The organism is Catellatospora sp. KI3, from assembly GCF_029948125.1.
In the GTDB taxonomy this organism is placed as follows: Bacteria; Actinomycetota; Actinomycetes; order Mycobacteriales; family Micromonosporaceae; genus Catellatospora.
This window is the reverse complement of the sequence record NZ_JASAMB010000002.1, coordinates 263,475-286,899: the sequence shown is the minus strand read 5'-3', so window position 1 is coordinate 286,899 and position 23,425 is coordinate 263,475. Positions and strand designations below refer to the sequence as shown.

Genomic DNA, 23,425 nt, shown 5'->3' with positions numbered 1-23,425 from the left:
AAGACAATGAGTGAGTTCGAGAACGTGGCAGCCACCGAGCTGCACACCGCCACCCCCGGCCCGGCCGGTGAGCCCGGCGCCCCCGGCCAGCCGAAGACCCTCGAGACCAGCAAGGCGCGCAGCGCCACCGCCGACGCGTGGCACGACCTGAGCCGCCGCCCGCTGTTCTGGATCGCCGTGCTGATCGGCCTGGTGGCCCTGGTGATGGCGTGCTTCCCGTCGCTGTTCACCAGCAGCGACCCCACCGCGCGGGACTTCTGCGCGCTGTCGCGCCAGAACGCCGGCGCCAGCGGCCAGGCCATCTTCGGGTACGACTTCCAGGGCTGCGACGTCTACACCCAGGCCGTGTACGGCGCCCGCAACTCGCTGGTGATCGGCTTCTTCGCCGCCCTGTTCGCCGGGGTGCTGGCCGTCATCGCCGGTCTGACCTCCGGCTTCTTCGGCGGCTGGATCGACGCGGTCGTCTCCCGCGTCACCGACATCGTGCTGGGCCTGCCGCTGATCCTGGCCGGCCTCGTGATCATGAAGCGGGTCGACAACGCCGGCGGCGACAACACCGCCCGCATCATCGCGTTCGTGCTCATCCTGGGCGGCCTGGGCTGGACCACCGCCGCCCGCGTGGTGCGCTCCTCGGTCATCTCGGCCAAGCAGCAGGACTACGTCCAGGCGGCCCGGATGCTGGGCGCGGGCAACAGCCGCATCATGTGGCGGCACATCCTGCCCAACGCGCTGGCGCCGTTCCTCGTGGTCATCACGATCGCGCTGGGCTCGTTCATCGCGGCCGAGGCATCGCTGTCCTTCCTCGGCGTCGGGCTCAAGCCCCCGGCGCAGTCCTGGGGCCAGCAGATCTCGCAGGCGTCAGCGATCGGCCGGGTCCGCACGAACCCGATCCCGCTGATCGTCCCGTCCACCTTCCTCGCGCTCACGGTGCTCGCCTTCATCATCCTCGGCGACAAGATCCGCGAAGCGTTCGACCCGAAGCTGCGGTGATCCACATGACTGACATCCAGGTACAGCCGGGCCACGTGCCCACCGGGCACGCTCTGCTCGAGGTCAAGAACCTCTTCGTCGAGTTCCACACCCGCGACGGCGTCGCCCGGGTCATCAACGGGGTGTCGTACCACCTGAACCCCGGTGAGACGCTGGCGGTGCTGGGCGAGTCGGGCTCGGGCAAGTCGGTGACCGCGCAGGCGATCATGGGCATCCTCGACATGCCACCCGCGAAGATCCCCGGCGGCGAGATCCTCTACAAGGGCGAGAACCTGCTCACCATGTCGGAGGAGAAGCGTCGCCAGGTGCGCGGCAAGGAGATCTCGATGATCTTCCAGGACGCGCTCTCGGCCCTGAACCCGGTGTTCCCGGTCGGCTGGCAGATCTCGGAGACCCTGCGCACCCGCGCGGGCATGTCGAAGAAGGACGCCCTGGCCCGCGCGGTCGAGCTGATGGACCTGGTCAAGATCCCGGCCGCCAAGGCCCGGATCAAGGACTACCCGCACCAGTTCTCCGGCGGCATGCGCCAGCGCGTCATGATCGCGATGGCGCTGGCGATGGACCCGAAGGTGCTCATCGCCGACGAGCCCACCACCGCGCTGGACGTCACCGTGCAGGCCCAGATCATGGACCTGCTCGGCGACCTGCGCCGCGACCTCAACATGGGCATGATCCTGATCACGCACGACCTGGGCGTGGTCGCCGACGTCGCGGACCGGATCGCGGTCATGTACGCCGGCCGGATCGTCGAGCACGCCAACGTGCACGAGCTCTACAAGCACCCGGCGCACCCGTACACCGAGGGCCTGCTCGACTCGATCCCGCGGCTGGACTCCAAGGGCACCGAGCTCGCCACGATCAAGGGCCTGCCGCCGAACCTGCTGCGTCCGCCGACCGGCTGCGCGTTCCACCCCCGGTGCCGGTACGCCAAGGACGTGTGCCGCACCGACGTGCCCGCCTCGCTGAACCTCGGCAACGGCCGTACCAGCGCCTGCCACTTCGCTAAGGAGATGCTCGATGGCACACTCCGTTGAGAACATCACCCCGGCGGCGCGCCCGGCCGGTGAGCCGATCCTGCGGGTCGAGAACCTGGTCAAGCACTTCCCGATCACCCAGGGCATCCTCTTCAAGAAGAAGATCGGCGCCGTCAAGGCGGTCGACGGGGTCAGCTTCGAGCTGCACCGCGGCGAGACGCTGGGCATCGTCGGCGAGTCCGGCTGCGGCAAGTCGACGCTGGCCAAGCTGCTGATGCGGCTTGAGACGCCGACCGGCGGCCGGGCCCTGCTCAACGGCAAGGACATCTTCAAGATGGGCGGCGGCGAGCTGCGCCGCCTGCGCCGCAACGTGCAGATGGTGATGCAGGACCCGTACACCTCGCTGAACCCGCGGATGACCGTCGGCGACATCATCGGCGAGCCGTACGAGATCCACAGCGACGTGGCCCCCAAGGGCGACCGGCAGCGCCGCGTACAGGAGCTGCTGGAGCTCGTGGGCCTCAACCCCGAGCACGTCAACCGCTACCCGCACCAGTTCTCCGGCGGCCAGCGCCAGCGCATCGGCATCGCCCGCGCGCTCGCGCTCAAGCCCGAGGTCATCGTCTGCGACGAGCCGGTGTCGGCGCTGGACGTGTCGATCCAGGCGCAGGTCATCAACCTGCTGGAGGGCCTGCAGCGGGAGCTGAACCTGTCCTACATCTTCATCGCGCACGACCTGTCCGTGGTGCGGCACATCTCCGACCGGGTCGGCGTGATGTACCTGGGCAAGATGGTGGAGATCGGCTCGGACGCGGAGATCTACGAGCGGCCGACGCACCCGTACACCCAGGCGCTGCTGTCGGCGGTGCCGGTGCCGGACCCGGACGCCCGCGCCCACCGCGACGTCATCCGGCTCACCGGCGACGTACCGTCGCCGGCCAACCCGCCGTCGGGCTGCCGCTTCCGCACCCGCTGCTGGAAGGCGCAGGAGCGCTGCTCGGTGGAGGAGCCGCTGCTCATCCGCCGCGCGGTCGACCCGCACCCGAGTGCCTGCCACTTCGCGGAGCTGCGCAACCCGGTCGCCTGACGGCCGCCGAAAGCGATCGGCGCCCCCGCCCGGAACCCCTGTGAGGTGGGGTCCTGAGCGGGGGCGCCGATCTTTGTTCGTGCACTTTCGGGGAGAGTGCTGGAATCACGACCTGGATTCCAGCACTCTCCCCGAAACTGTCGGAACTGTCAGTGGGCGAAGTGGCGGGAGCCGGTGAAGTAGAGGGAGATGCCGGCCGCCTTGGCGGCGTCGATGACCTCCTGGTCGCGGACCGAGCCGCCCGGCTCGACCACGGCGGTGACGCCCGCGTCGAGCAGCACCTGCAGGCCGTCGGCGAACGGGAAGAACGCGTCCGACGCGGCCACCGAGCCCTTGGCCCGGTCCCCGGCGCGGGTGACCGCCAGCTTGCACGAGTCGACCCGGTTCACCTGGCCCATGCCCACGCCCACGCTGGCACCGTCCTTGGCCAGCAGGATCGCGTTGGACTTGACCGCGCGCACCGCGCCCCACGCGAACTCGAGGTCGTCGAGCACGTCAGCAGCGGCGGGCTCGCCCGCGACCAGGGTCCAGTTCTCGACGCTGTCGCCCTCGGAGTTGAAGCTGTCCCGGGTCTGCACCAGGATGCCGCCCGAGATCTGCCGCATCTCGGTCGGGCCCGGCCGGTGCGCCGGGGCGACCAGGACGCGCAGGTTCTTGCGCCCGGCCAGGATCTCCACCGCGCCCTCGGCGTACGCGGGGGCGACCACGACCTCGGTGAAGATCTCCGCGATCTGGCGGGCCAGCTCGACGGTGACCTCGCTGTTGACGGCGATGACGCCGCCGAAGGCCGAGACCGGGTCGCAGGCGTGCGCCTTGGCGTGCGCGTCGGCGGCCGAGACGGTGCTGACCGCGATGCCGCACGGGTTGGCGTGCTTGATCACCGCGACCGCGTGCACGCCGTCGAAGTCGTGCACCGCGCGCCAGGCGGCGTCGGTGTCGACGTAGTTGTTGTACGACATCTCCTTGCCGTTGAGCTGCTCCGCGCGCGCCAGACCCGCCGCCGAGGCCGGGTCGATGTAGAGCGCCGCCGCCTGGTGCGGGTTCTCGCCGTAGCGCAGCACGTCCTTGCGCCACACGCCCAGGCCCGCGTACTCCGGCCAGCACTGCGCGCCGGGGGCCAGCGACTCCAGCTCCACCAGCTCCTGGGCGCACCAGTTGGCCACGGCCACGTCGTAGTCGGCGATGTCGGCGAAGGCCCGCGCGGCCAGCGCCCGGCGCTCGCCGAGGGTGAAGCCGCCCTTCTCCAGCGCGGCCGCGATCAGGGCGTACTCGTTCGGGGAGGTGACCACCGCGACGTTGGCGTGGTTCTTGGCCGCCGCGCGGACCATGGCCGGGCCGCCGATGTCGATCTGCTCCACGCACTCCTCCAGCGAGGCGCCCGAGGAGACGGTCTGCGAGAACGGGTACAGGTTGGAGATGAGCAGGTCGAAGGGCTCGACGCCGAGCTCGGCGAGCTGGTCGCGGTGGCTGTCCAGGCGCAGGTCGGCGAGCAGCCCGGCGTGCACCTTCGGGTGCAGCGTCTTGACCCGCCCGTCCAGGCACTCCGGGAAGCCGGTCAGCTCCTCGACCCGGGTCACCGGCGCGCCCATGGTCTCGATGCGCTGCGCGGTCGAGCCGGTCGACACGATCTCGACGCCGTGCCGGCGCAGCACCGCTGCCAGCGACTCGAGGCCCGTCTTGTCGTACACGCTGACCAGCGCCCTGCGGATCGGCTTGCGCTCGCCACCGGCGGCCTGCTCGCTCATCCGACTATCACCTTTCTGCCGTTGATGGTCCAACCGGCACGGGCCATCCGGCCGACGTAGTCGACCAGCTGCGCGCGCTCGGCGTCTTTGATGCGCTCGGAGAGGGTGTCCTCGGTGTCGTCGTCGAGCACCGGCACCGCCACCTGGGCGATGATCGCCCCGGTGTCCATTCCGCCGTCCACGAAGTGGAGGGTCGCCCCGGCGACCTTCACGCCGTAGGCGAGGGCGTCGCGGGGGCCGTGGATGCCTGGGAACGACGGGAGCAGCGCGTTGTGGGTGTTGATGTAGCGCCCCTCGAACCGGTCCAGGAACGTCTTGCCGACCAGTTTGAGGAACCCCGCCCCGATCACGAGGTCGGGCCGGTGCTCGGCGGTGAGCGCGGTGAAGGTTTCGTCCCACTCGTCGCGGGAAGCGAAGTCGGGGACGCGGGCGACGTATGAGGGGACTCCGGCGGCCTGGGCGCGGGTGAGGCCGGCGATGCCGTGCCGGTCGGCGCCGACGGCCACGACGGTCGCACCGTACGCGGGGTCGGTGCAGGCGTCGAGCAGGGCTTGCAGATTCGTACCGGAGCCGGAGACCAGGACGACGAGGCGAGCGGTCACAGCAGCACCCTATCGGGCTGGCGGAGCCGCCTTCGCGGCGGGTATGGCACTGATTTACGGCGTTTTGCCCGACTAACTGACTGATAAAGCGGATATTGAGGACAGAACTGCATTCCAGGGCGCGTCGAACCCGGCGCCGAGCCACTGCGACACCACCGCGGTGCCGGACCGGCGCGTGCTGCCGAACGCGAGGAGCCGACCTTGACGCAACCGCCGCCGCCCCCGGACACGCCGGAGGAGCCGCACCACCCGTACGAGCCGCCGGTGCGGCATGACCAACCCGGCTCCCCGGACGTGCCGCCCCCACCCGGCGAGCCGGTGCCGCCGCCGCCCCAGGCGCCCGACGTGCCGCCGCCGCCCCAGACGCCCGACGTGCCGCCGCCGCCCCAGACGCCCGACGTGCCGGAGGCGCCCGAGACGCCCGGGGGCACGCCGGAGCCGCCGCCGTGGCCGCCGCTGCATGACGCGACGGAGAGCTCGTTCGAGCCGCCCGCGGCCGAGCCGTACCACCCGCCGCCGGTGCTGAGCGACCCCACGGCCCCGCCGCCGCCCGAGCCGCCCGCCCCGCCGCCGCCCGTGCCGTCGGTGCCCGAGCCGCCGCCGAGCCCGGTCGCGGCCGAGCCGCCGTCGACCGGCTCGGACTGGTCGGCGCCGAGCGGCGACAACCCGTACGCGAGCGGGCCGCCGTCGTACGAGCCGCCCGGCCCGCCCGCCGTGCCGCCACCGCCGCCACCGGTCACCGAGCCGTACCGCAGCCCCGGCACCACCTACGGCGAGCCCCTCCCGGCGCCGCCGCCACCGCCGCCGCTCGGCCACGGGGCGCCGCCACCGCCGCTCGGGCCCGGCCAGGGCACCGTCTACCAGCGCGCGGGCGGGGCCCAGAACAACCTGCTCGGCTGGATCGGCCTGGTCTGCGGCGTGCTGAGCGGCGGTTGCTGCTGCTGCCCCTGGATCAGCGGGCTGCCGCTGATCGGCGGCATCCCGGCCATCATCCTGGGCTACCTGCACCTGTCCCGGGTGAAGAAGGGCCAGGCCTCGATGAGCTGGCTGGGCTGGGTCGCGATCGCGCTGGGCGTGCTCGCCATCATCGGCGCCATCTGCGGACTCACCACCCACTGGACCGACCGGATCTACGACCAGTACCGCTGAGCCGCCGCGACGCGTGCCCGGTGGGCCGGCCCGGACAGGGCCGTCCCACCGGGCACGGCCCGTTCAGCGGCCCCATAGACTCCGCTGGTCCGAACACGGCCCGGCGGCACGGGCCGCCGCGACGACCCCTCGGAGTCTGCTTTGGGCCACGACTGGCAGCAACCGCTGGTCGACAACAACAGGACGATGTCGGTCGTCGGCATCCTGCTGTTCCCCCCGCTGGGGCTGCTGGCACTGGTCAGCGCCAACCGGGTCAATCCGCTGCTGCGGCAGGGCGAGTTCGCACAGGCGCAGGCCGCGGTCGCCACGTCCCGCACGTGGTCCCGGCTCGCGGTGCTCGTCGGCCTGGCGGTGTGGACGATCGGCTGCGCGTGCTGCACCGTGCTCGCGGTGAAGCTGGGCATCCGCGTCTTCGAGTGACGGCCGGGACGCGACCGGTGTCGCTCGGCAGCCGTGTCTTCGAGACGCGGTCTGGAAACGACTCTCGGACCGTCAGTCCTGGACGGAAGCGGTCCGCTTCGCACCCGGCCGGGCCGTGAACGCCCAGACGCCCGCCACCGCGAGCAGGCTGCCGAGGGTCACCACCAGCGCACCCATGCCGGCCATGGGCCAGATCGCGGGGCCGAAGCGCAGCGCGCCGCTGGTGGTGCGCAGCACCCCGCCGGAGGCGTAGCCGACCGCCGCGCACAGCAGCCCGGCCACCACCCCGCCGACCGCCGCCGACCCGGCCAGGCGCAGCCAGTTCGGCTGCGGCAGCACCACGTCGCCCTGGCGGGTACGCCGGGGACGCAGCCGCCGGTGCGCCAGCAGCACCATCGCCAGCGCCCCGCCGAGCAGCGGCAGGACCGTCAGCAGCCAGCCGACCCCACGCAGCGGTGCCTGCGGCACCCCGGCGAACACCGGCAGCCCGGTCCGGGGCAGCGTGCCCGCCTCGAAGCCCGGCCCCAGCAGGTATGACGCCGCCCAGGCGGACAGGTTCGGCCCGTACGCCAGGCAGAGCAGGACCGCGCCGATCTGCCCGAGCACGCCGCCCGGGAACTCCGCGAGCCGGTGCGAAGCCTCGGCCCCGTTCACCGCCACGGCCAGGCCGACCGCCCCGGCGCCGACCCCCATGACGAGCAGCGTCGCGACCAAGCCGACCCGGATCCCGTCGCGCAGCAGCAGCGGCGTCTGCCGGGCCAGCCGCCGCACCACCCCGCCGCTGCGGGCCGCGCCCAGACCGGCCGCGGCCAGGCCCAGCACGGCGAAGTTCAGCGCCGCCCGCCAGGGCGTCACCAGGATGCCCGGACCGTCCACCAGCGCCGCCGCACCGACGCCGAGCCCGCAGTACACGGCGGTGACGGCCCCGGCGGCCAGGGCGGCGTGCCGGATCGACCCGCTGCCCTGCGCGCCCAGCGCGCGTACGGTGTGCACCGCGGCGCGGCTGAGCCGCCACAGCGCCACCGCGGTGAGCAGCAGCGGCGGCAGGTCGAGGGTGGCCAGGTGCTCGTTGAGCGGGCCGGTCAGCGGCACGCCGTGCCCCAGCAGCCAGCCGGCCAGCGCCACCCGCGCGGACAGGCCGAGCGCGACCGGCCCCTCCATGGCGCGGGCGCCGACGGTCAGCAGCAGCAGCGGCAGGACGGTCTGCAGCGCGGCCCAGACGGTGTTGACCAGTGCGGCGACCGGCAGCGGAGCGCCTTTCGGGCGCAGCACGCCCGTCGGCCGCCCGCGCGAGAGCAGCACGGTCTCCCGGTGGGCCAGGTCGTCGCGCGGGGGCAGCAGCACCGTCTCGCGAGTGGCCAGATGCCCCGGGGTCAGCAGCACGGTGTCGTGCGTGGCGACGTCGTGCCCGGAGTCCGAGTCGGGCCGCGCGTCCTCGGGGCGGGCCAGTTCCAGCAGCACGGTCTCCTGCGCGGCCGGCTCGGCCGCGGCTTCGGGCGCGCCTGCTCGCGGCGCGGCACCGGCCGGTGGCTCGTCCTGGCCGCTCTCGGGTTCGGACGGGTCGGACCGCGGCACGTCGGCTCCGACGGGCGTGCCGTCTGCCATCGGGCTGCCGGCAGTCACCACCTCAGCCGTCACGCCGTCAGCAGCCGCGTCGGCATCGGATGCGCCGTCGGCGTCCGGAGCGCGCCCGCCGGGCACCGCGGGACGCAGTCGGGTCGGCACGCGCCCAGCCTCGTCCGGCCGCCGGACCGGCGACTCGTCGAGGGGCCCATCATGTTCCGCCATCAGGCGATACCTAACCACAAACGAGGCGTGATGACCACGATCCCTACCCCGTGGCCATTTCGACCCGATATGCGAGTTAGGAGGGTTACGCTGCGATCAGGTCCCTACCGAGGGAGGCACCGTGACCTACACACCGCCGCCGCCGAGCGTGCCGCCGCCACCTCCACCACCGCCCGTGCCGCCACCGCCGCCACCCAACCTGCCGCCCAATCCGGTGGCCCCGGGCGGCCAGGACAAGGCCAGGATCTTCGGCATCATCGGCATCGTCACGGCCATCTGCTGCACCGGCGTGCTCGGCATCATCTTCGGCGCGCTGTCGGTGCGCGAGGCCAAGCGGACCGGCACCTCGGCCGTACTCGGCTGGATCGCCATCGTGCTCGGCGTGCTCGGCCTCTGCAAGGACGTCTGGGTGATCCGCTACGGCCCGTTCAGCAACCAGAAGATGTAGTCCCGATCGGGGGAAGCGATGACGAACGAACCCGTGCCGCCGCACGAGCCGGTGCCGCCGGTGCCCCCACCGCCGCCACCACCGCCTCCGGTGCATCCGGGCCCGTCACCGTACGGGGTGGGACCGCCGCCGGCGGGCAAGGACAACACGGTGCTGTTCGGCATCATCGGCATCGTGGCCGCCGTCGCCTGCTGCCCGCCGCTGGGCATCCTGTTCGGCTGGCTGTCCATGAAGGAGGCCCGCAAGCACGGCCAGGAGGAGACCCTCGGCAAGGTCGGCTTCTGGCTGGGCATCGCCTTCACCGTGCTGTGGCTGCTCGGCTGGATCCTGGCCTGCGCGCTCGGCGGACTCGGCGGAATGATGGGCGGCCACCGCTACGACTACTGACGGCGTACGCACGAAAGGGGCGCCACCCGCACGGGTGGCGCCCCTTTCTCGTCTGCCGGGCTCAGCGGCCCTGCATGACCTCGCGCATCAGGCGCGCGGTCTCCGACGGCGTCTTGCCGACCTTGACCCCGGCCGCCTCCAGCGCCGTCTTCTTCGCGTCGGCGGTGCCGGACGAGCCGGAGATGATCGCGCCGGCGTGGCCCATGGTCTTGCCGGGCGGGGCGGTGAAGCCCGCGATGTAGCCGACCACCGGCTTGGTCACGTTGGCCTTGATGAACTCGGCCGCGCGCTCCTCGGCGTCGCCGCCGATCTCACCGATCATGACGATGGCCTCGGTCTCCGGGTCGTCCTGGAAGGCCGCGAGCGCGTCGATGTGGGTGGTGCCGATGATCGGGTCGCCGCCGATGCCCACGGCGGTGGAGAAGCCGATGTCGCGCAGCTCGTACATGAGCTGGTAGGTCAGCGTGCCCGACTTCGAGACCAGGCCGATGCGGCCCGAGCCGCTGATGTCGGCTGGGATGATGCCGGCGTTGCTGGCACCCGGCGAGGCGATGCCGGGGCAGTTCGGCCCGATGATCCGGGTCTTGTTGCCGGTCGCCACGGCGTGCGCCCAGAACGCGGCGGTGTCGTGCACCGGCACGCCCTCGGTGATCACGACGGCCAGGCCGATACCCGCGTCGATCGCCTCGACGACCGCCTGCTTGGTGAAGGCCGGGGGTACGAAGATGACGGTGACGTCGGCACCGGTGGCGTCCATCGCCTCGGCGACCGTGCCGAACACCGGCACCTCGTGGCCGTCGAACTCGACGGTGGTGCCCGCCTTGCGCGGGTTCACGCCGCCGACGATGTTCGTGCCGGCCGCCAGCATGCGGCGGGTGTGCTTGGAGCCCTCAGAGCCGGTCACGCCCTGGACGATGACCTTCGAGTCCTTGGTGAGCCAGATAGCCATGTCTCAGTCACTTCCCAGCCGCAGCGAGCTCGGCGGCGCGCTTGGCGGCGCCGTCCATGGTGTCGACCCGCTCCACGAGCGGGTTGCCGGCGCCGTCGAGGATGGCCCGACCGGCCTCGGCGTTGTTGCCGTCCAGCCGCACGACCAGCGGCTTGGTGACCTGCTCGCCCCGGCCCTCCAGCATGGCCAGCGCCTGGATGATGCCGTTGGCGACCGCGTCGCAGGCGGTGATGCCGCCGAAGACGTTGACGAAGACGCTCTTCACGGCCGGGTCGGACAGCACGATCTCCAGACCGTTCGCCATCACCTCGGCCGACGCGCCGCCGCCGATGTCGAGGAAGTTCGCGGGCTTGACCCCGCCGAACTCCTCACCGGCGTAGGCGACCACGTCCAGGGTCGACATGACCAGGCCCGCGCCGTTGCCGATGATGCCGACCTCGCCGTCGAGCTTGACGTAGTTGAGGTCCTTGGCCTTGGCGGCCTGCTCCAGCGGGTCGACCGCGGCCTTGTCCTCCAGCGCCTCGTGGTCGGCGTGGCGGAACCCGGCGTTCTCGTCCAGGGTCACCTTGGCGTCCAGGCACAGCACCCGGCCGTCGCCCACCTTCGCCAGCGGGTTGACCTCGACCAGCGTCGCGTCCTCGGCGACGAACGTCTGCCACAGCTTCACCGCGATGTCGACGACCTGGTCGGCGACCTCGGCCGGGAAGTGGCCGGCCGTGACGATCTCGCGGGCCAGGGCCTCGTCGACGCCGCGGTTGGCGTCGATGGCCACCTTCGCGACCTTCTCCGGCTGCTCCTCGGCGACGGTCTCGATCTCCATGCCGCCGGCCACGCTGGCGATGCACAGGAAGGTGCGGTTCGCCCGGTCCAGCAGGTAGGAGAAGTAGTACTCCTCGACGATGTCGGCGGTCTCGGCCAGCATCACCTTGTGGACCGTGTGGCCCTTGATGTCCATGCCGAGGATGTCGTTCGCGCGCGCGTAGGCCTCGTCGGCGCCGTCGGCCAGCTTCACGCCGCCGGCCTTGCCGCGGCCGCCGACCTTCACCTGCGCCTTGACCACCACACGGCCGCCGAGCCGCTCGGCGATGGCGCGGGCCTCCTCAGGGGTCTCGGCGACGCCACCGGCGAGCACGGGCAGGCCGTGCTTCTCGAAGACATCGCGCCCCTGGTACTCGTACAGGTCCACCGATACCTCTTCGCTGTCCAGCCCACCGCGTCGGCGGCGGGACACCCGGCACGACGCGTAGGGACCATTGCCCATCCTCCGCTGGATGGGCCTTCCGCGCAGCCTAACGGTCCCTCAGCGCAGGGTATCGGCACGACCGCCCGGTGTGCCCAACTGCACACCGGGCGACGACCACCGGCTATGCCAGCTCGATCGGGCAGCGGCCCGCCGCCTGGTACTGCAGCCCGAGCAGCAGCTCCTGCGGGCTCTGCGCCACCCCGCCCACCGGCACGTGGACGTTGGTGCCGAGCTTGCGCATGCGCAGCTTCTGCGCGATCGCCACCCCGGCCCGCTGATCCACACCGCGTGCCTGCTGCTTGAGCTTGAACTGGTCCTCGATGCGCGCGTCTCGCGGCTTGACGATCAACTGCGGCCCACGCCACCGCCGCACGGCCACGGTCTCGATCGTGGCCCAGGGCAGGTGCAACGCCCGGTCCTTGTCGCCGTTCGGGCGGACGAACACGCCATGGGCGTCAGCGGCCAGCAGGACCGGCCTGCGCATCAGCCACCAGGTGGTGACCGGCGTCGAGAGCAGGAAGAACAGTGCCATCGCGAGGGTCACCCAGCCGAGCACGTGCGAGTCCCAGTCGCCTCGGTTGCTGTGCACGATCTCATCGGGGCCGGTGATGAAGTAGAGGGCGCCGACCAGGAAGAGCAGGCCGAAGACGTACAACATGATGATTTCGGCGCGGCGGTGACGCAACGCGTGGCCCCAGCCCGAGGTCAGCCGGACCTCGAACGGAAGCCCGGCGGGGATCGCCTTGTGCAGGGTGGGGAAGTCGGCGGTGCCTGGCTGGCCGGCCGCCGTGTCAGGGGAGGTCATGAGGGGGGAACGTAGCAGCCCGTCACCCGTTTCGGTGACCCGCCGGATGCCCGTAACCCCCCGCGGAAACCCTCGTTGAGTCTGATGTCGGAGCGCTGAACCGAAAGGCCAGGCGGGAAGACACAAACGGCCGATGCCCTGTCGGTCGAGGGGTGGCGGCGGGGCGTCGTGCATAGAGGAGCCGGGCGTGTGAGGGGTGCGTCCGGCTCCTCCCCTATTCGTTTGACCGTATATAGAGGCGCCCGCTCCGGCGGGCGCCTCTATATACGTGTACGCCGGTCAGGCGGGCTGCGACGTCGCCACGTTCGCGCGCACCCAGTCGACGATCGAGTGCGTCGTCGCGCCGGGGGTGAACACCTTGGCCACGCCCAGCCGCTCCAGCTCGGGGATGTCCGCCTCGGGGATGATGCCGCCGCCGAACACCACCATGTCGTCGGCGCCGCGCTCGCGCAGCAGCTCGACCACCCGGGGGAACAGCGTCATGTGCGCGCCGGACAGCACGGACAGGCCGACCGCGTCCGCGTCCTCCTGGATCGCGGTCTCCACGATCTGCTCGGCCGTCTGGTGCAGGCCGGTGTAGATGACCTCCATACCCGCGTCGCGCAGGGCCCTGGCCACCACTTTCGCGCCGCGGTCGTGCCCGTCGAGGCCGGGCTTGGCCACGACCACGCGAATACGAGTGCCCATCAGTGCTCACCTCTCGCCGTACTGACCTTAACGAACGGTAACCCACCCGCCGACGGTCACCACCAGCGGTCGCCTCACATCGCACTGCGACACCTGTATATACCCGCTGCCCAACCAGTGATCACTGAGAGTGATCACTGGAAATCTGGATGAATAGGGACATAAACGGGATATTCGGGCCGGACAGTCGCACTGATAGCTAAGGGATGACGGACAGGAGCTTGTGCCCACCCCTACGGGTTCGTTAAGTTGTCCCGCAGTGCCATCCAAAAGAGGGTGACAGAGCGTCGCGATCCGGCGGCGCCACCGATGACGGAGGCGTTACAGGTGCAGTACCGGCCAGAGGTGTCGACTGAGAGCGACCGCTACCGCGGCCGCCGCAGGGTGGCCACGCCGCCCCGCAGCAGGTACGCGGCCGTCATCACCACCGCGTTCGTCGGCGCGGGAATCGTGGCCTTCGGTGCCGGAGCCGGCATCTCGGACGCCAAGACCGACGCCCTCAGCGGTGACACCACCGCCATCACCGAGTCGAGCAGCGCCCGCGCGGAGGCCGCCGACCGGGCCAGCCGCGGCGACGACCGCACGCTCAGCACCTCGATCACCGCAGCGCCGAACGCCTGGCTGCTCCCCTTCCACAACTTCCGCATCACCTCCGGGTTCGCGATGCGCTGGGGGAAGATGCACAAGGGTGTCGACCTGGCACTCAGCGAGGGCACGCCGTTCGGGGCGGTGCACGACGGGACCGTCATCCTCGCCGGCTGGAACGGCGGCTACGGCTACTGCGTGATCATCGACCACGGCAACGGCCTCAAGACGGTGTACGGCCACTCCAGCAAGCTGCTGGTCAAGGTCGGCCAGAAGGTCAAGGCGGGCCAGATCATCGCCCTCGGCGGCAACACCGGCCACTCCTTCGGCTCGCACCTGCACCTGGAGATCCACGTGAACGACGTGGCCCAGAACCCGATTCCGTGGTTCAAACAGCACGGTGTCGATCTCGAACTCGAAATTGAGCAGGCCTTCGACGGCTCCGTCGGCTGATTCCATTCTTCCGAACCGCCCGCATCATTCTGATGCGGGCGGTTTTGTCTGATTCGCCATTACGCACCGCTACGACGCCCCCGCCCCGCGTCACGAAATCGGGCCTTCTGGGTGACCGAGGTCACTTCGTCGAAATGGGACTCCACGTGCGCCTAGGCCGCACAACCGGACAGAACACTCGCCCGAAAACCGCCCGCGTATCCGAATCGGGCTCATGGCCCGCTTGGTGACCCCCGTTCTGACCAGGCAACATGGCTCCCGTCAACGGAGACACCAACGGAGGTTCCCCTCGTGCAGAGCAGCACCGAGATCTTCAAGACCGGCCGCGAGAAGCTGGTCGCCGTACGCGACCGGGTCCGGGCCGGGCTGAAGGGCCGCACCCGTGAGGTCACCGCCATCGCGGTTCTGGCAGGTGTGGCGTCGGTCGGCTTCGTCGCCGCCAACATCGACAACGCCCCCAGCAAGTCGCTGACCACCGTCGCGGCTGAGGCCACCGCCAAGCGGGAGGCTGTCGCCGAGCGGGCTGACCGCTCCACCCGCAGCACCAAGAGCACCAAGAGCAGCACCCCCGCCAAGAGCAAGGCGAAGCAGGCCGCCCCGGCCAAGGCCAAGCAGGCTGCCCCGGCGAAGGCCAAAGCCGCCGCGCCCAAGGCCAAGGCCATGTGGAGCAGCCCCATGCAGGGCTCCCCGGTCAGCTCCTGCTTCGGCCCCCGCTGGGGCACGATGCACAAGGGCGTCGACTTCGCCATGCCGGAGAACACCGCCATCCGCGCCGTCGGCCCCGGCACCGTCTTCGCGGCGGGCTGGGTCTACACCGGGTACGGCATCTCGGTCGTGGTCGACCACGGCAACGGCTACTACACCCACTACGCCCACATGAACCGCGAGGCGGTGCAGGTCGGCGACACGGTCAAGGCCGGCGACATCCTCGGGTACGAGGGCTCCACCGGTGACTCCACCGGCCCCCACCTGCACTTCGAGGTGCACCAGGGCAGCATGTGGAACCAGGTCGACCCCGCCCCGTGGCTGAAGGCCCGCGGTATCGACACCGGCTGCTGACAGCCCACCGACCCGCCCATCCCCAGCACCACCCCATCCCCCCAAGAACGTGTGGCCCGGATCCCCCGATCCGGGCCACACGTCTTTCCGCATGTCTTTCGCGTCGCGGTGGAGAGCCGCGGTCAGATCTTCTCGATCGGCGCGTGCCGGACCACCAGCCACAGCACCTGGTCGCCGAAGTCGACCTGCGCCTGCGCCCGCGCGCCGACCCCCTGCACCGCGAGCACCCGGCCCAGGCCGTACCGCTGGTGGTTGACGCGGTCGCCCGCCGACAGCGCCGGAGCCGACGCCAGGTCGCTGGCGGTGGCGAGCTTGCTCGGGTCCACGCCGATCCGGCTGGCCAGCGCCGCCGCGCGGCTGGTGCCGCCGACGAAGCTGCCCGAAGACCGCTCCTGGCTGCGCTCGCGGCCGCCGATGCCGCCCCGGTCGCCGCCCCACGAGCTGACCGAGTCCGCGGTGCGCTTCCAGTCGAGCAGCTCCGGCGGCAGCTCCTCCAGGAACCGCGACGCCGGGTTGTACTGCGGCTGGCCCCAGGCCGAACGGGTCACCGCGCGGGACAGGTAGAGCCGGTGCCGGGCGCGGGTGATGCCGACATAGGCCAACCGCCGCTCCTCCTCCAGCTCCTTGACCTCGCCAAGCGAGCGCAGGTGCGGGAAGACGCCGTCCTCCAGGCCGGTCAGGAACACCACCGGGAACTCCAGCCCCTTGGCGGTGTGCAGCGTCATCATCGTGACCACGCCCTGGTGGTCCGGATCGTCGGACGGAACCTGGTCGGCGTCGGCGACCAGCGCCACCTGCTCCAGGAACCCGGCCAGGGTCGGGGTCTCGTCGGCGGCGGCGGTGCGCTCGGCGTACTCCCGGGCGACGCTGACGAGCTCCTGCAGGTTCTCCACCCGGCCCTCGTCCTGCGGGTCCAGGCTCGCCTCCAGCTCGGCCAGCAGGCCCGACCGGGACAGGATCAGCTCCAGCACGGCTTCCGGCGGCGCCTCGCGGGACAGCTCGCGCGCCTCGTCCAGCATCGCCAGGAAGTCGTTGATCGAGTTGACCGCGCGGGTGGCGATGCCGGGGGCCTCCGCGGCCCGGCGCAGCGCCGCCCCGAACGAGACGCGCTCGCGCGCCGCCAGCGCCTCCACCACCGCCTCGGCCCGGTCGCCCAGGCCGCGCTTGGGGGTGTTGAGGACGCGCCGCATGCTGACGGTGTCGTCCTCGTTGGCGATCGCGCGCAGGTAGGCCAGCGCGTCGCGGACCTCCTTGCGCTCGTAGAAGCGCACCCCGCCGACGACCTTGTACGGCAGCCCGAGCCGGATGAAGATGTCCTCGAACACCCGGGACTGCGCGTTCGTACGGTAGAAGACCGCCACGTCGCCCGGCCGGGCCGCGTTCGCGTCGCACAGCCGGTCGATCTCGCGGGCCACCCAGTCGGCCTCGGCGTGCTCGTTGTCGGCCACGTAACCGGTGATCCGCTCGCCGGCGCCCTGGTCGCTCCAGAGCCGCTTGGGCTTGCGGTCGGCGTTGCGGTCGATCACCGCGTTGGCCGCGCTCAGGATGGTCTGGGTGGAGCGGTAGTTCTGCTCCAGCAGGATCGTGGTGGCCTGCGGGTAGTCACGCTCGAACTCCAGGATGTTGCGGATGGTCGCACCCCGGAAGGCGTAGATCGACTGGTCCGCGTCACCGACCACGCACAGCTCGCCGGTGTCCCCCACCAGCTCCTTGACCAGCATGTACTGCGCGTGGTTGGTGTCCTGGTACTCGTCGACCAGCACGTGCTTGAACCGGCGCCGGTACTTCTCGGCGACCTCCGGCTTGGCCTGGAGCAGGTGCACCGTACGCATGATGATGTCGTCGAAGTCGAGCGCGTGCGCCTGCTGGAGCCGCTGCTGGTAGAGCGTGTAGGCCTCGGCCAGCACCCGCTGGGCCGGACCGCTCGCCACGAACGCCTCCGGGTCGATCAGCTCGTTCTTCAGGTTCGACACCTGCGCGGCCAGGCTCCGCGGCGGGTAGCGCTTCGGATCCAGGTCGAGCTCGCGCGAGACCAGCTGCATCAACCGCCGCGAGTCGTCCGCGTCGTAGATCGAGAAGGACGACTTCAGCCCGGCGTGCTCGTGCTCGGTGCGCAGGATGCGCAGGCAGGCCGAGTGGAAGGTGGAGACCCACATCATCCGGGCCCGGTTGCCGACCTGGTGCGCGACGCGCTCGCGCAGCTCGCCGGCCGCCTTGTTGGTGAACGTGATCGCGAGGATCTCGCCCGGGTGCACGTCCCGGGCGGCCAGCAGGTACGCGATGCGCTGGGTCAGCACCCGGGTCTTGCCCGAGCCCGCACCGGCGACGATCAGCAGCGGGCCGCCCGCGTGCACCACCGCGGCGCGCTGGGGTTCGTTGAGTCCGTCCAGCAGCTTCGCGACCCGGGCGTGGTCGCCGCCGCGGGCCCCCTGCTCGGACGCGGGCAGGCCGCCACGCGGCCCGGGTGCGGACGGTGTGGCATCGGGGAGGTCGAAGAGAGCATGCATCGTCTCGTGAGTCTATGCGTCCCGGCTGACAGCACCTCGCGCTGACCGCCCGGTCACCCAAACATCACCGGGCACTGGTGGCGCGAGCGCGCGGACTACCCCAGGATGTGCATAGCCAGTCGCGCATAGGAGCGCGACGCAGACAATGGAGGCCTCTTTATGAGTCACCCCCGCCATCGGGGCTGGACGAGCGCGCTGCGGGTGCTGGCCGCCCCGGCGCTCGCGGTGGCCGTCGTCGCGGCGATCTCGCCGACCGGCGGATCCAGCGCTGACACCACGCCCGCCGCGTGGACCCCCCTCACCCCGGTCTCGCTCACGCTGACCGAGCCGCAGGCGGCCACCCGTACCGCCAACGGCGCACTGCTGGCCTTCAACGACTTCCACGGCGCCATCGACCCGCCCACCGGCAGCGGCGGCCTGGTCGTCGGCAACCCGGCCGGCGGGGTCGAGTACCTCGCCACCTGGGTCAAGAAGCTGCGGGCCGAGAACGTCGCCGCCGGACGCGACGTGGTCACCGTCGGCGCGGGCGACATGGTGGGCGCCAGCCCGCTGGTCAGCGCCGCGTTCCACGACGAGCCCACGATCGAGCTGCTCAGCGAGCTCGGTCTGGAGATCACCTCGGTCGGCAACCACGAGTTCGACGAGGGCGTGATCGAGCTCAAGCGGCTGCAGAACGGCGGCTGCCACCCCGTCGACGGCTGCGTGGACGGCGACGGCTTCGACGGAGCCGAGTTCACGTACCTGGCCGCCAACGTGGTGGACAAGCGCACGCACCTGCCGGTGCTGCCCCCGGTCAGCGTGAAGATCATCGACGGGGTGCCGGTCGGCTTCGTCGGCATGACCCTGGAGGCCACGCCGACCATCGTCAACCCGGCAGGCATCACCTCGGTCGAGTTCAAGGACGAGATCCAGACCGCCAACCTGTGGGGCGGCATCCTGCGCCTGCTCGGCGTCAAGGCCCAGGTGCTGCTGATCCACGAGGGCGGCCTGCAGGGCCCGACCGGCGACATCTCCACCTGCGCGGCGTTCGCGGGCGCGATCACCCCGATCGTGGCCGGGCTGCGCGACGAGTTCGGCGTCGTGGTCTCCGGCCACACGCACCGGTTCTACTCCTGCTCGCTGCCGAACGCGACCGGCAAGCCGGTCGTGGTCACCAGCGCGGGCACCAACGGCACCCTGGTCACCGACATCACCATGACGATGGACCGCCACACCCGCACGTTCAGCTCCATCGCGGCGCGCAACGTGATCGTCGAGAACGGCGTACGCAACGCCGACGGCACCTGGCAGACCAGCGCCCCGGGCGTGTACGTGCGCAACCCCGCCCTGATCGACCCGGCCGCCAAGGTGATCGCGGACAAGTACCGCACCGCGGTCGCGCCGCTGGCCAACCGGGTCGTCGGCAGCATCACCGCCGATATCCCCCGCGACGCCAAGCCCAGTGGCGAGAGCCCCCTGGGCGACGTCATCGCCGACGCCCAGCTCGCCTGGACCTCCTCGGCCGGTGCGCAGCTGGCGCTGATGAACCCCGGCGGCATCCGGGCCGCGCTGAGCTACACCAACTCCCCCGGTGGCGAGGCACCCGGCCAGGTCACCTACGGCGAGGCGTTCACGGTGCAGCCGTTCAACAACCTCGTGGTGACCCAGTCGCTGACCGGAGCGCAGCTCAAAGAGGTGCTGGAGCAGCAGTTCACCGGCTACCTCGGGCAGACGACGACCAAGTTCCTGCAGGTGTCGGCGGGCTTCACCTACTCGTACAACACCACGCTGCCGCTCGGCTCGCGGGTGTCGAACCTGGCGCTCAACGGCACCCCGATCGACCCGGCCGCGACATACCTGGTGACGACCAACGACTTCCTGGCCAACGGCGGCGACGGCTTCACCGCGCTGACCGGCGGCACGGGTCGGGTCACCGCGCCCGGCTTCGACGTCGACGCGCTGGTCGCGCACCTGGCGACCGGCCCGATCGCACCGGGTACCGCCGACCGCATCACCAAGCTCGGCTGAGCAGGACGGCTCTCACATGATGGTCGGCTCGATTGCGTCGGCGGGCATCCGTGGCATACTTGGCGACGTGATCAAGCAGGCGTTCTACTTTACCTATGGCTCCGGAGCCCCGGCAGCCGTAGGTCGCGCCTGACTGAGCAGCAGACCTGACGAAAAGCCCCGGGCTCGACGAGCCCGGGGCTTTTCTTCTGCCCGGGGCACCCGACGAGCGACGATCCCACCGAGGAGTAACTCATGAGTGCCATCGCCCAGCAGACCGGCACCGCAGCGCCGGAGGCCGCCGCCGAGATCACGTCGATGCGGGAGCGCATCGACGCCATCGACGCCGCGCTCATCGCACTGTGGCAGGAGCGCGCCGCGATCTCGCAGCAGGTCGGCCGGGTCCGGGTCGCCTCGGGCGGCACGCGGCTGGTCCTCAGCCGCGAACGCGAGATCATGGACCGTTTCCGCGCCGAGCTCGGTACGGACGGCGCCCAGCTCGCCCTGCTCCTCCTCCGCGCCGGCCGCGGCCCACTCTGACCCGCAGCCCCACCCCGGCCCACCCCACCGCCGCCCACCCCACCGCCATCGACACCGCTCCGTCCGTCGCCGGCCGGGGCACTCCTACTCCGTCCGTCGCCGGCTACCGCACTCCGCACGGTCGCGCCTTCCGCGACGCATCGACACTGGCCTACCTAGAGGACGGGCATAGATGATCCGCCCTCCAGGTAGGCTGGTGTCGGCCGGGCTGGATCCGGGCCAAATCGCTCTCCGCTCCCGGATTTCGGACCCGCGATCGCCCTAGATCGCCGATTGCGGTCACTCTCGGTGCATCGACCCATGGGGATGCCTGGCTTACTCCCGCATCGCGGGACAGCCCGCCTCGAAGATCACCGCTTCAGGTCAGTCCCCTGCCCGCCCCTCGCGGAAAACGCCAGGTTGTGACCGTAAGAGCTGATCTCCAGCCGAAGATCAGCTCTTACGGTCAGAGGCTCCGCCCCAGGGCCACCTTCTGACCGCAAACCGCGATCTTCCGCCACCCCATGCCCCCCAGGCCCCGCAGGCCCGCCAGCCCCGCTGAAGATCATCACTTGCGGTCAGAAGCTCCGGCCAAGCGCGACCTTCTGACCGCTGACCGCAATCTTTCGCCGCCGCCCCATGCCCACACGGGCCCGCGAGGCGCAAACCGCCCGCTCGGACGCGGCGGGCGCAGGCCGGACGCGGCGGACCCGGCGGACGCGGCGGACGCGGCGGACGCGGCGGACGCGGCGGACGCGGCGGACGCGGCGGACCCGGCGAATCCGGCGAATCCGGCGGACGAGGAAGGCCCGGAGGGGCGGGCACGGAAAGCGCTGAAGGCGCGGGGCGGTGGCGGGGTGGGGTAGGTGGTGGGGTGGGAAGTAAGCACAGGGCACCGCTCGCGTCGCGTGCGGTGCCCTGCTCTATGTTGACCCGGTGGCGGACGGTCTGGCCGGAGGCTCAACCAACCCGACCGTTCGCCACCGGGAGTCACTCCACCCGGATCACTGGGTGGCGTGGACCACGTCCCGCACCTCCGCGAAGTGGCAGGCGCTCGGGTGCGCCGACTTCGCCGAGATCTGCAGCAGCGGCTCCTGGGTGGCGCAGATGTCCTGCACCTTCCAGCACCGGGTGCGGAAGCGGCAGCCCGAGGGCGGGTTGGCCGGTGACGGCACGTCGCCCTCCAGCACGATCTGGTCCCGGTGCCCGCGCAGTGTCGGGTCCGGCACCGGCACCGCCGACAGCAGCGCCTGCGTGTACGGGTGGGTCGGCTGGTCGTAGATCTGCACGTCCGTGCCGGACTCGACCACCTTGCCGAGGTACATCACGGCCACGCGGTCGGCGATGTGGCGCACCACTGACAGGTCATGGGCGATGAAGATGTACGACAGCCCCATCTCCTTCTGCAGCTCGTCCAGCAGGTTCATGACCTGGGCCTGGATCGAGATGTCGAGCGCGGAGACCGGCTCGTCGCAGAGGATGATCTCCGGCTTGAGCGCGAGCGCGCGGGCGATGCCGATGCGCTGGCGCTGGCCGCCGGAGAACTGGTGCGGGTAGCGGTTGATGTGCTCGGGGTTCAGACCCACCAGTTCGAGCAGTTCCTGGACCCGGCGCCGACGGTCGCCCTTGGGCGCGACGTCGGTGTGGATCTCGTACGGCTCACCGATGATGTCGCCGACCGTCATGCGCGGGTTCAGCGACGTGTACGGGTCCTGCATCACGAGCTGGATGTTGCGCCGAGCCCGCCGTATCGCCTCGCCGCTGAGCTTCGAGGTGTCCTGGCCGCGGACGACGATGGATCCGCTGGTGGGCTTCTCCAGGCCGACCAGCAGCTTGGCCAGGGTGGACTTGCCGCAGCCCGACTCGCCCACCACGCCGAGGGTCTCGCCCCGGTGCAGCTGCAGGTTGATCCCGTCGACCGCCCGTACCGCGCCGATCTTGGTCTTGAAGAGGATGCCCCTGGTCAACGGGAAGTGCTTGACCAGGTCGCGGGTTTCGAGCACGACGTCACTCACCGCGGACCTCCTTCCAGAAGTGGCAGGCACTGGCGATGCCGGGCTGGATCTGGTGCAGCGGCGGCACCGGGTCGGCCTTGCAGACGTCCTGCGTGTACCGGCACCGGGGGTTGAACGCGCAACCGGCCGGGATCCGGGTCAGGTTCGGCGGCAGGCCCTTGATCACGTTCAGCTGCTGCCCCTTGAGGTCGACCCGGGGGATCGACTCGAGCAGCGCCTTGGTGTACGGGTGGGACGGCTTGGCGTAGATGTCGTACACCGGCGCCTTCTCCACGATCCGGCCCGCGTACATGACGTTGATGCGGTCCGCCACGTCGGCGACCACACCCATGTCGTGGGTGATCAGGATCAGGCCCATGTTGCGCTCCCGCTGCAGCTCGCCCAGCAGGCCCATGATCTGCGCCTGGACGGTGACGTCCAGTGCGGTCGTGGGCTCGTCGGCGATGAGCAGCTCCGGGTCGAGCGCCAGCGCCATCGCGATCATCACGCGCTGGCGCATACCGCCCGAGAACTGGTGCGGGAAGTCGTTCACCCGCTGCCTCGCCGCCGGGATCTTGACCAGATCCAGCAGCTCGATGGAGCGCTTCTTGGCGTCCGCCCGGGACATGCCGCGGTGCTTGCGGAACAGCTCCGCCAGCTGGAACCCGACCGTGAAGACCGGGTTCAGCGCCGACAGCGCGTCCTGGAAGATCATCGCGATCTTGTTGGCCCGGACCAGTCGGCGCTCCTCGTCGGTGCGCTTGAGCAGGTCCACGCCGCGGTACCGGATCTCGCCGCCGGTGATGAAACCGGGCGGGCTGTCCAGGATGCCCATGATCGCCTGCGCGGTCACTGACTTGCCGCAGCCGGACTCGCCCAGGATCGCCAGCGTCTCGCCCGAGTTGACCTCGAACGACACTCCGTTGATCGCCTTGGCGACGCCGACCCGGGTGCGGAACTCCACCCGGAGGTCCTCCACCTGCAGCAGCGGCGCGCTCTGCTCGGTCCCGCGCAGGGCGGGGCTGAAGTCGACCGAAACCTCAGTCAT

The 23,425-nt window shown here is 71.0% G+C and carries 21 protein-coding genes; 11 read left to right on the top strand and 10 right to left on the bottom strand.

Annotated features, from left to right (window positions below):
* Positions 1-6 precede the first annotated feature (6 nt).
* Genes QEZ54_RS05230 through QEZ54_RS05220 form a run of 3 tightly spaced genes read left to right on the top strand, consistent with a single transcriptional unit; the run spans position 7 to position 3,051 of the window.
* A complete protein-coding gene (locus tag QEZ54_RS05230; protein WP_281303299.1) occupies positions 7-990 on the top strand; it encodes an ABC transporter permease in 984 nt (327 codons plus the stop codon).
* Between the two features lie 5 nt (positions 991-995).
* Positions 996-2,024, top strand: coding sequence for an ABC transporter ATP-binding protein (locus tag QEZ54_RS05225; protein WP_281303298.1), 1,029 nt, complete (start codon positions 996-998; stop codon positions 2,022-2,024).
* Positions 2,008-3,051: a dipeptide ABC transporter ATP-binding protein gene (locus QEZ54_RS05220; protein ID WP_281303297.1), complete on the top strand. Its 1,044-nt coding sequence runs from the start codon at positions 2,008-2,010 to the stop codon at positions 3,049-3,051. The genes QEZ54_RS05225 and QEZ54_RS05220 overlap by 17 nt, the downstream gene beginning before the upstream one ends.
* A gap of 149 nt (positions 3,052-3,200) precedes the next feature.
* Here QEZ54_RS05220 and purH read toward each other — a convergent pair whose 3' ends face one another.
* Together purH and purN are read right to left on the bottom strand one after the other, a co-directional pair.
* Positions 3,201-4,796: a bifunctional phosphoribosylaminoimidazolecarboxamide formyltransferase/IMP cyclohydrolase gene (gene purH / locus QEZ54_RS05215; RefSeq protein WP_281303296.1), complete on the bottom strand. Its 1,596-nt coding sequence runs from the start codon at positions 4,794-4,796 to the stop codon at positions 3,201-3,203.
* The gene (purN, locus tag QEZ54_RS05210; protein ID WP_281303295.1) at positions 4,793-5,398 is read right to left on the bottom strand and encodes a phosphoribosylglycinamide formyltransferase; all 606 of its coding nucleotides are present in this window, start codon (positions 5,396-5,398) and stop codon (positions 4,793-4,795) included. The genes purH and purN overlap by 4 nt, the downstream gene beginning before the upstream one ends.
* Positions 5,399-5,599: 201 nt before the next feature.
* Here purN and QEZ54_RS05205 point away from each other — a divergent pair, with 201 nt between their 5' ends.
* Entirely contained in the window at positions 5,600-6,547 is a 948-nt protein-coding gene (locus QEZ54_RS05205; RefSeq protein ID WP_281303294.1) for a DUF4190 domain-containing protein, read from the top strand.
* A 141-nt stretch (positions 6,548-6,688) separates the two neighbouring features.
* Positions 6,689-6,967 (top strand): CD225/dispanin family protein, encoded by a 279-nt coding sequence (locus tag QEZ54_RS05200; RefSeq protein WP_281303293.1) that lies wholly within the window; start codon positions 6,689-6,691, stop codon positions 6,965-6,967.
* Positions 6,968-7,039: 72 nt separating this feature from the next.
* Here QEZ54_RS05200 and QEZ54_RS05195 read toward each other — a convergent pair whose 3' ends face one another.
* Positions 7,040-8,692 (bottom strand): DUF6350 family protein, encoded by a 1,653-nt coding sequence (locus tag QEZ54_RS05195; protein ID WP_281303292.1) that lies wholly within the window; start codon positions 8,690-8,692, stop codon positions 7,040-7,042.
* A 262-nt stretch (positions 8,693-8,954) separates the two neighbouring features.
* Between QEZ54_RS05195 and QEZ54_RS05190 the strand changes: the two genes are divergently transcribed.
* The gene (locus QEZ54_RS05190) at positions 8,955-9,203 is read left to right on the top strand and encodes a hypothetical protein (RefSeq protein ID WP_348650517.1); all 249 of its coding nucleotides are present in this window, start codon (positions 8,955-8,957) and stop codon (positions 9,201-9,203) included.
* An 18-nt stretch (positions 9,204-9,221) separates the two neighbouring features.
* Positions 9,222-9,590 carry a DUF4190 domain-containing protein gene (locus QEZ54_RS05185; protein ID WP_281303290.1) on the top strand — a complete coding sequence of 123 codons (369 nt, stop codon included), beginning with the start codon at positions 9,222-9,224 and terminating at the stop codon, positions 9,588-9,590.
* Positions 9,591-9,651: 61 nt separating this feature from the next.
* Here QEZ54_RS05185 and sucD read toward each other — a convergent pair whose 3' ends face one another.
* From sucD to QEZ54_RS05165, 4 genes are all read right to left on the bottom strand, one after another.
* Positions 9,652-10,539: a succinate--CoA ligase subunit alpha gene (gene sucD, locus QEZ54_RS05180; RefSeq protein WP_281303289.1), complete on the bottom strand. Its 888-nt coding sequence runs from the start codon at positions 10,537-10,539 to the stop codon at positions 9,652-9,654.
* Between the two features lie 7 nt (positions 10,540-10,546).
* Complete coding sequence (sucC, locus tag QEZ54_RS05175) at positions 10,547-11,725, bottom strand: ADP-forming succinate--CoA ligase subunit beta (protein ID WP_281303288.1); 1,179 nt, start codon at positions 11,723-11,725, stop codon at positions 10,547-10,549.
* Positions 11,726-11,903: 178 nt separating this feature from the next.
* A complete protein-coding gene (locus QEZ54_RS05170) occupies positions 11,904-12,587 on the bottom strand; it encodes a hypothetical protein (RefSeq protein WP_281303287.1) in 684 nt (227 codons plus the stop codon).
* A 279-nt stretch (positions 12,588-12,866) separates the two neighbouring features.
* Complete coding sequence (locus QEZ54_RS05165; protein ID WP_281303286.1) at positions 12,867-13,274, bottom strand: cobalamin B12-binding domain-containing protein; 408 nt, start codon at positions 13,272-13,274, stop codon at positions 12,867-12,869.
* Positions 13,275-13,619: 345 nt separating this feature from the next.
* On the opposite strand from QEZ54_RS05165, the gene QEZ54_RS05160 reads away from it, so the two are divergent.
* Both QEZ54_RS05160 and QEZ54_RS05155 read left to right on the top strand, forming a co-directional pair.
* On the top strand, positions 13,620-14,312 hold the full coding sequence (locus QEZ54_RS05160; RefSeq protein WP_281303285.1) for a M23 family metallopeptidase: 693 nt from the start codon (positions 13,620-13,622) through the stop codon (positions 14,310-14,312).
* 291 nt (positions 14,313-14,603) lie between these two features.
* The gene (locus QEZ54_RS05155) at positions 14,604-15,371 is read left to right on the top strand and encodes a M23 family metallopeptidase (protein WP_281303284.1); all 768 of its coding nucleotides are present in this window, start codon (positions 14,604-14,606) and stop codon (positions 15,369-15,371) included.
* 122 nt (positions 15,372-15,493) lie between these two features.
* Here the strand turns inward: QEZ54_RS05155 and pcrA are convergent, their stop codons facing one another.
* Positions 15,494-17,878: a DNA helicase PcrA gene (pcrA, locus tag QEZ54_RS05150; protein WP_281303283.1), complete on the bottom strand. Its 2,385-nt coding sequence runs from the start codon at positions 17,876-17,878 to the stop codon at positions 15,494-15,496.
* 159 nt (positions 17,879-18,037) lie between these two features.
* Between pcrA and QEZ54_RS05145 the strand changes: the two genes are divergently transcribed.
* Complete coding sequence (locus QEZ54_RS05145) at positions 18,038-19,885, top strand: bifunctional metallophosphatase/5'-nucleotidase (protein WP_281303282.1); 1,848 nt, start codon at positions 18,038-18,040, stop codon at positions 19,883-19,885.
* 234 nt (positions 19,886-20,119) lie between these two features.
* Positions 20,120-20,404: a chorismate mutase gene (locus tag QEZ54_RS05140; RefSeq protein WP_281303281.1), complete on the top strand. Its 285-nt coding sequence runs from the start codon at positions 20,120-20,122 to the stop codon at positions 20,402-20,404.
* 983 nt (positions 20,405-21,387) lie between these two features.
* On the opposite strand, the gene QEZ54_RS05135 is transcribed toward QEZ54_RS05140, so the two are convergent.
* Positions 21,388-22,398, bottom strand: coding sequence for a dipeptide ABC transporter ATP-binding protein (locus QEZ54_RS05135; protein WP_281303280.1), 1,011 nt, complete (start codon positions 22,396-22,398; stop codon positions 21,388-21,390).
* Positions 22,391-23,425, bottom strand: a complete 1,035-nt coding sequence (locus QEZ54_RS05130; RefSeq protein ID WP_281303279.1) for an ABC transporter ATP-binding protein — start codon at positions 23,423-23,425, stop codon at positions 22,391-22,393. The genes QEZ54_RS05135 and QEZ54_RS05130 overlap by 8 nt, the downstream gene beginning before the upstream one ends.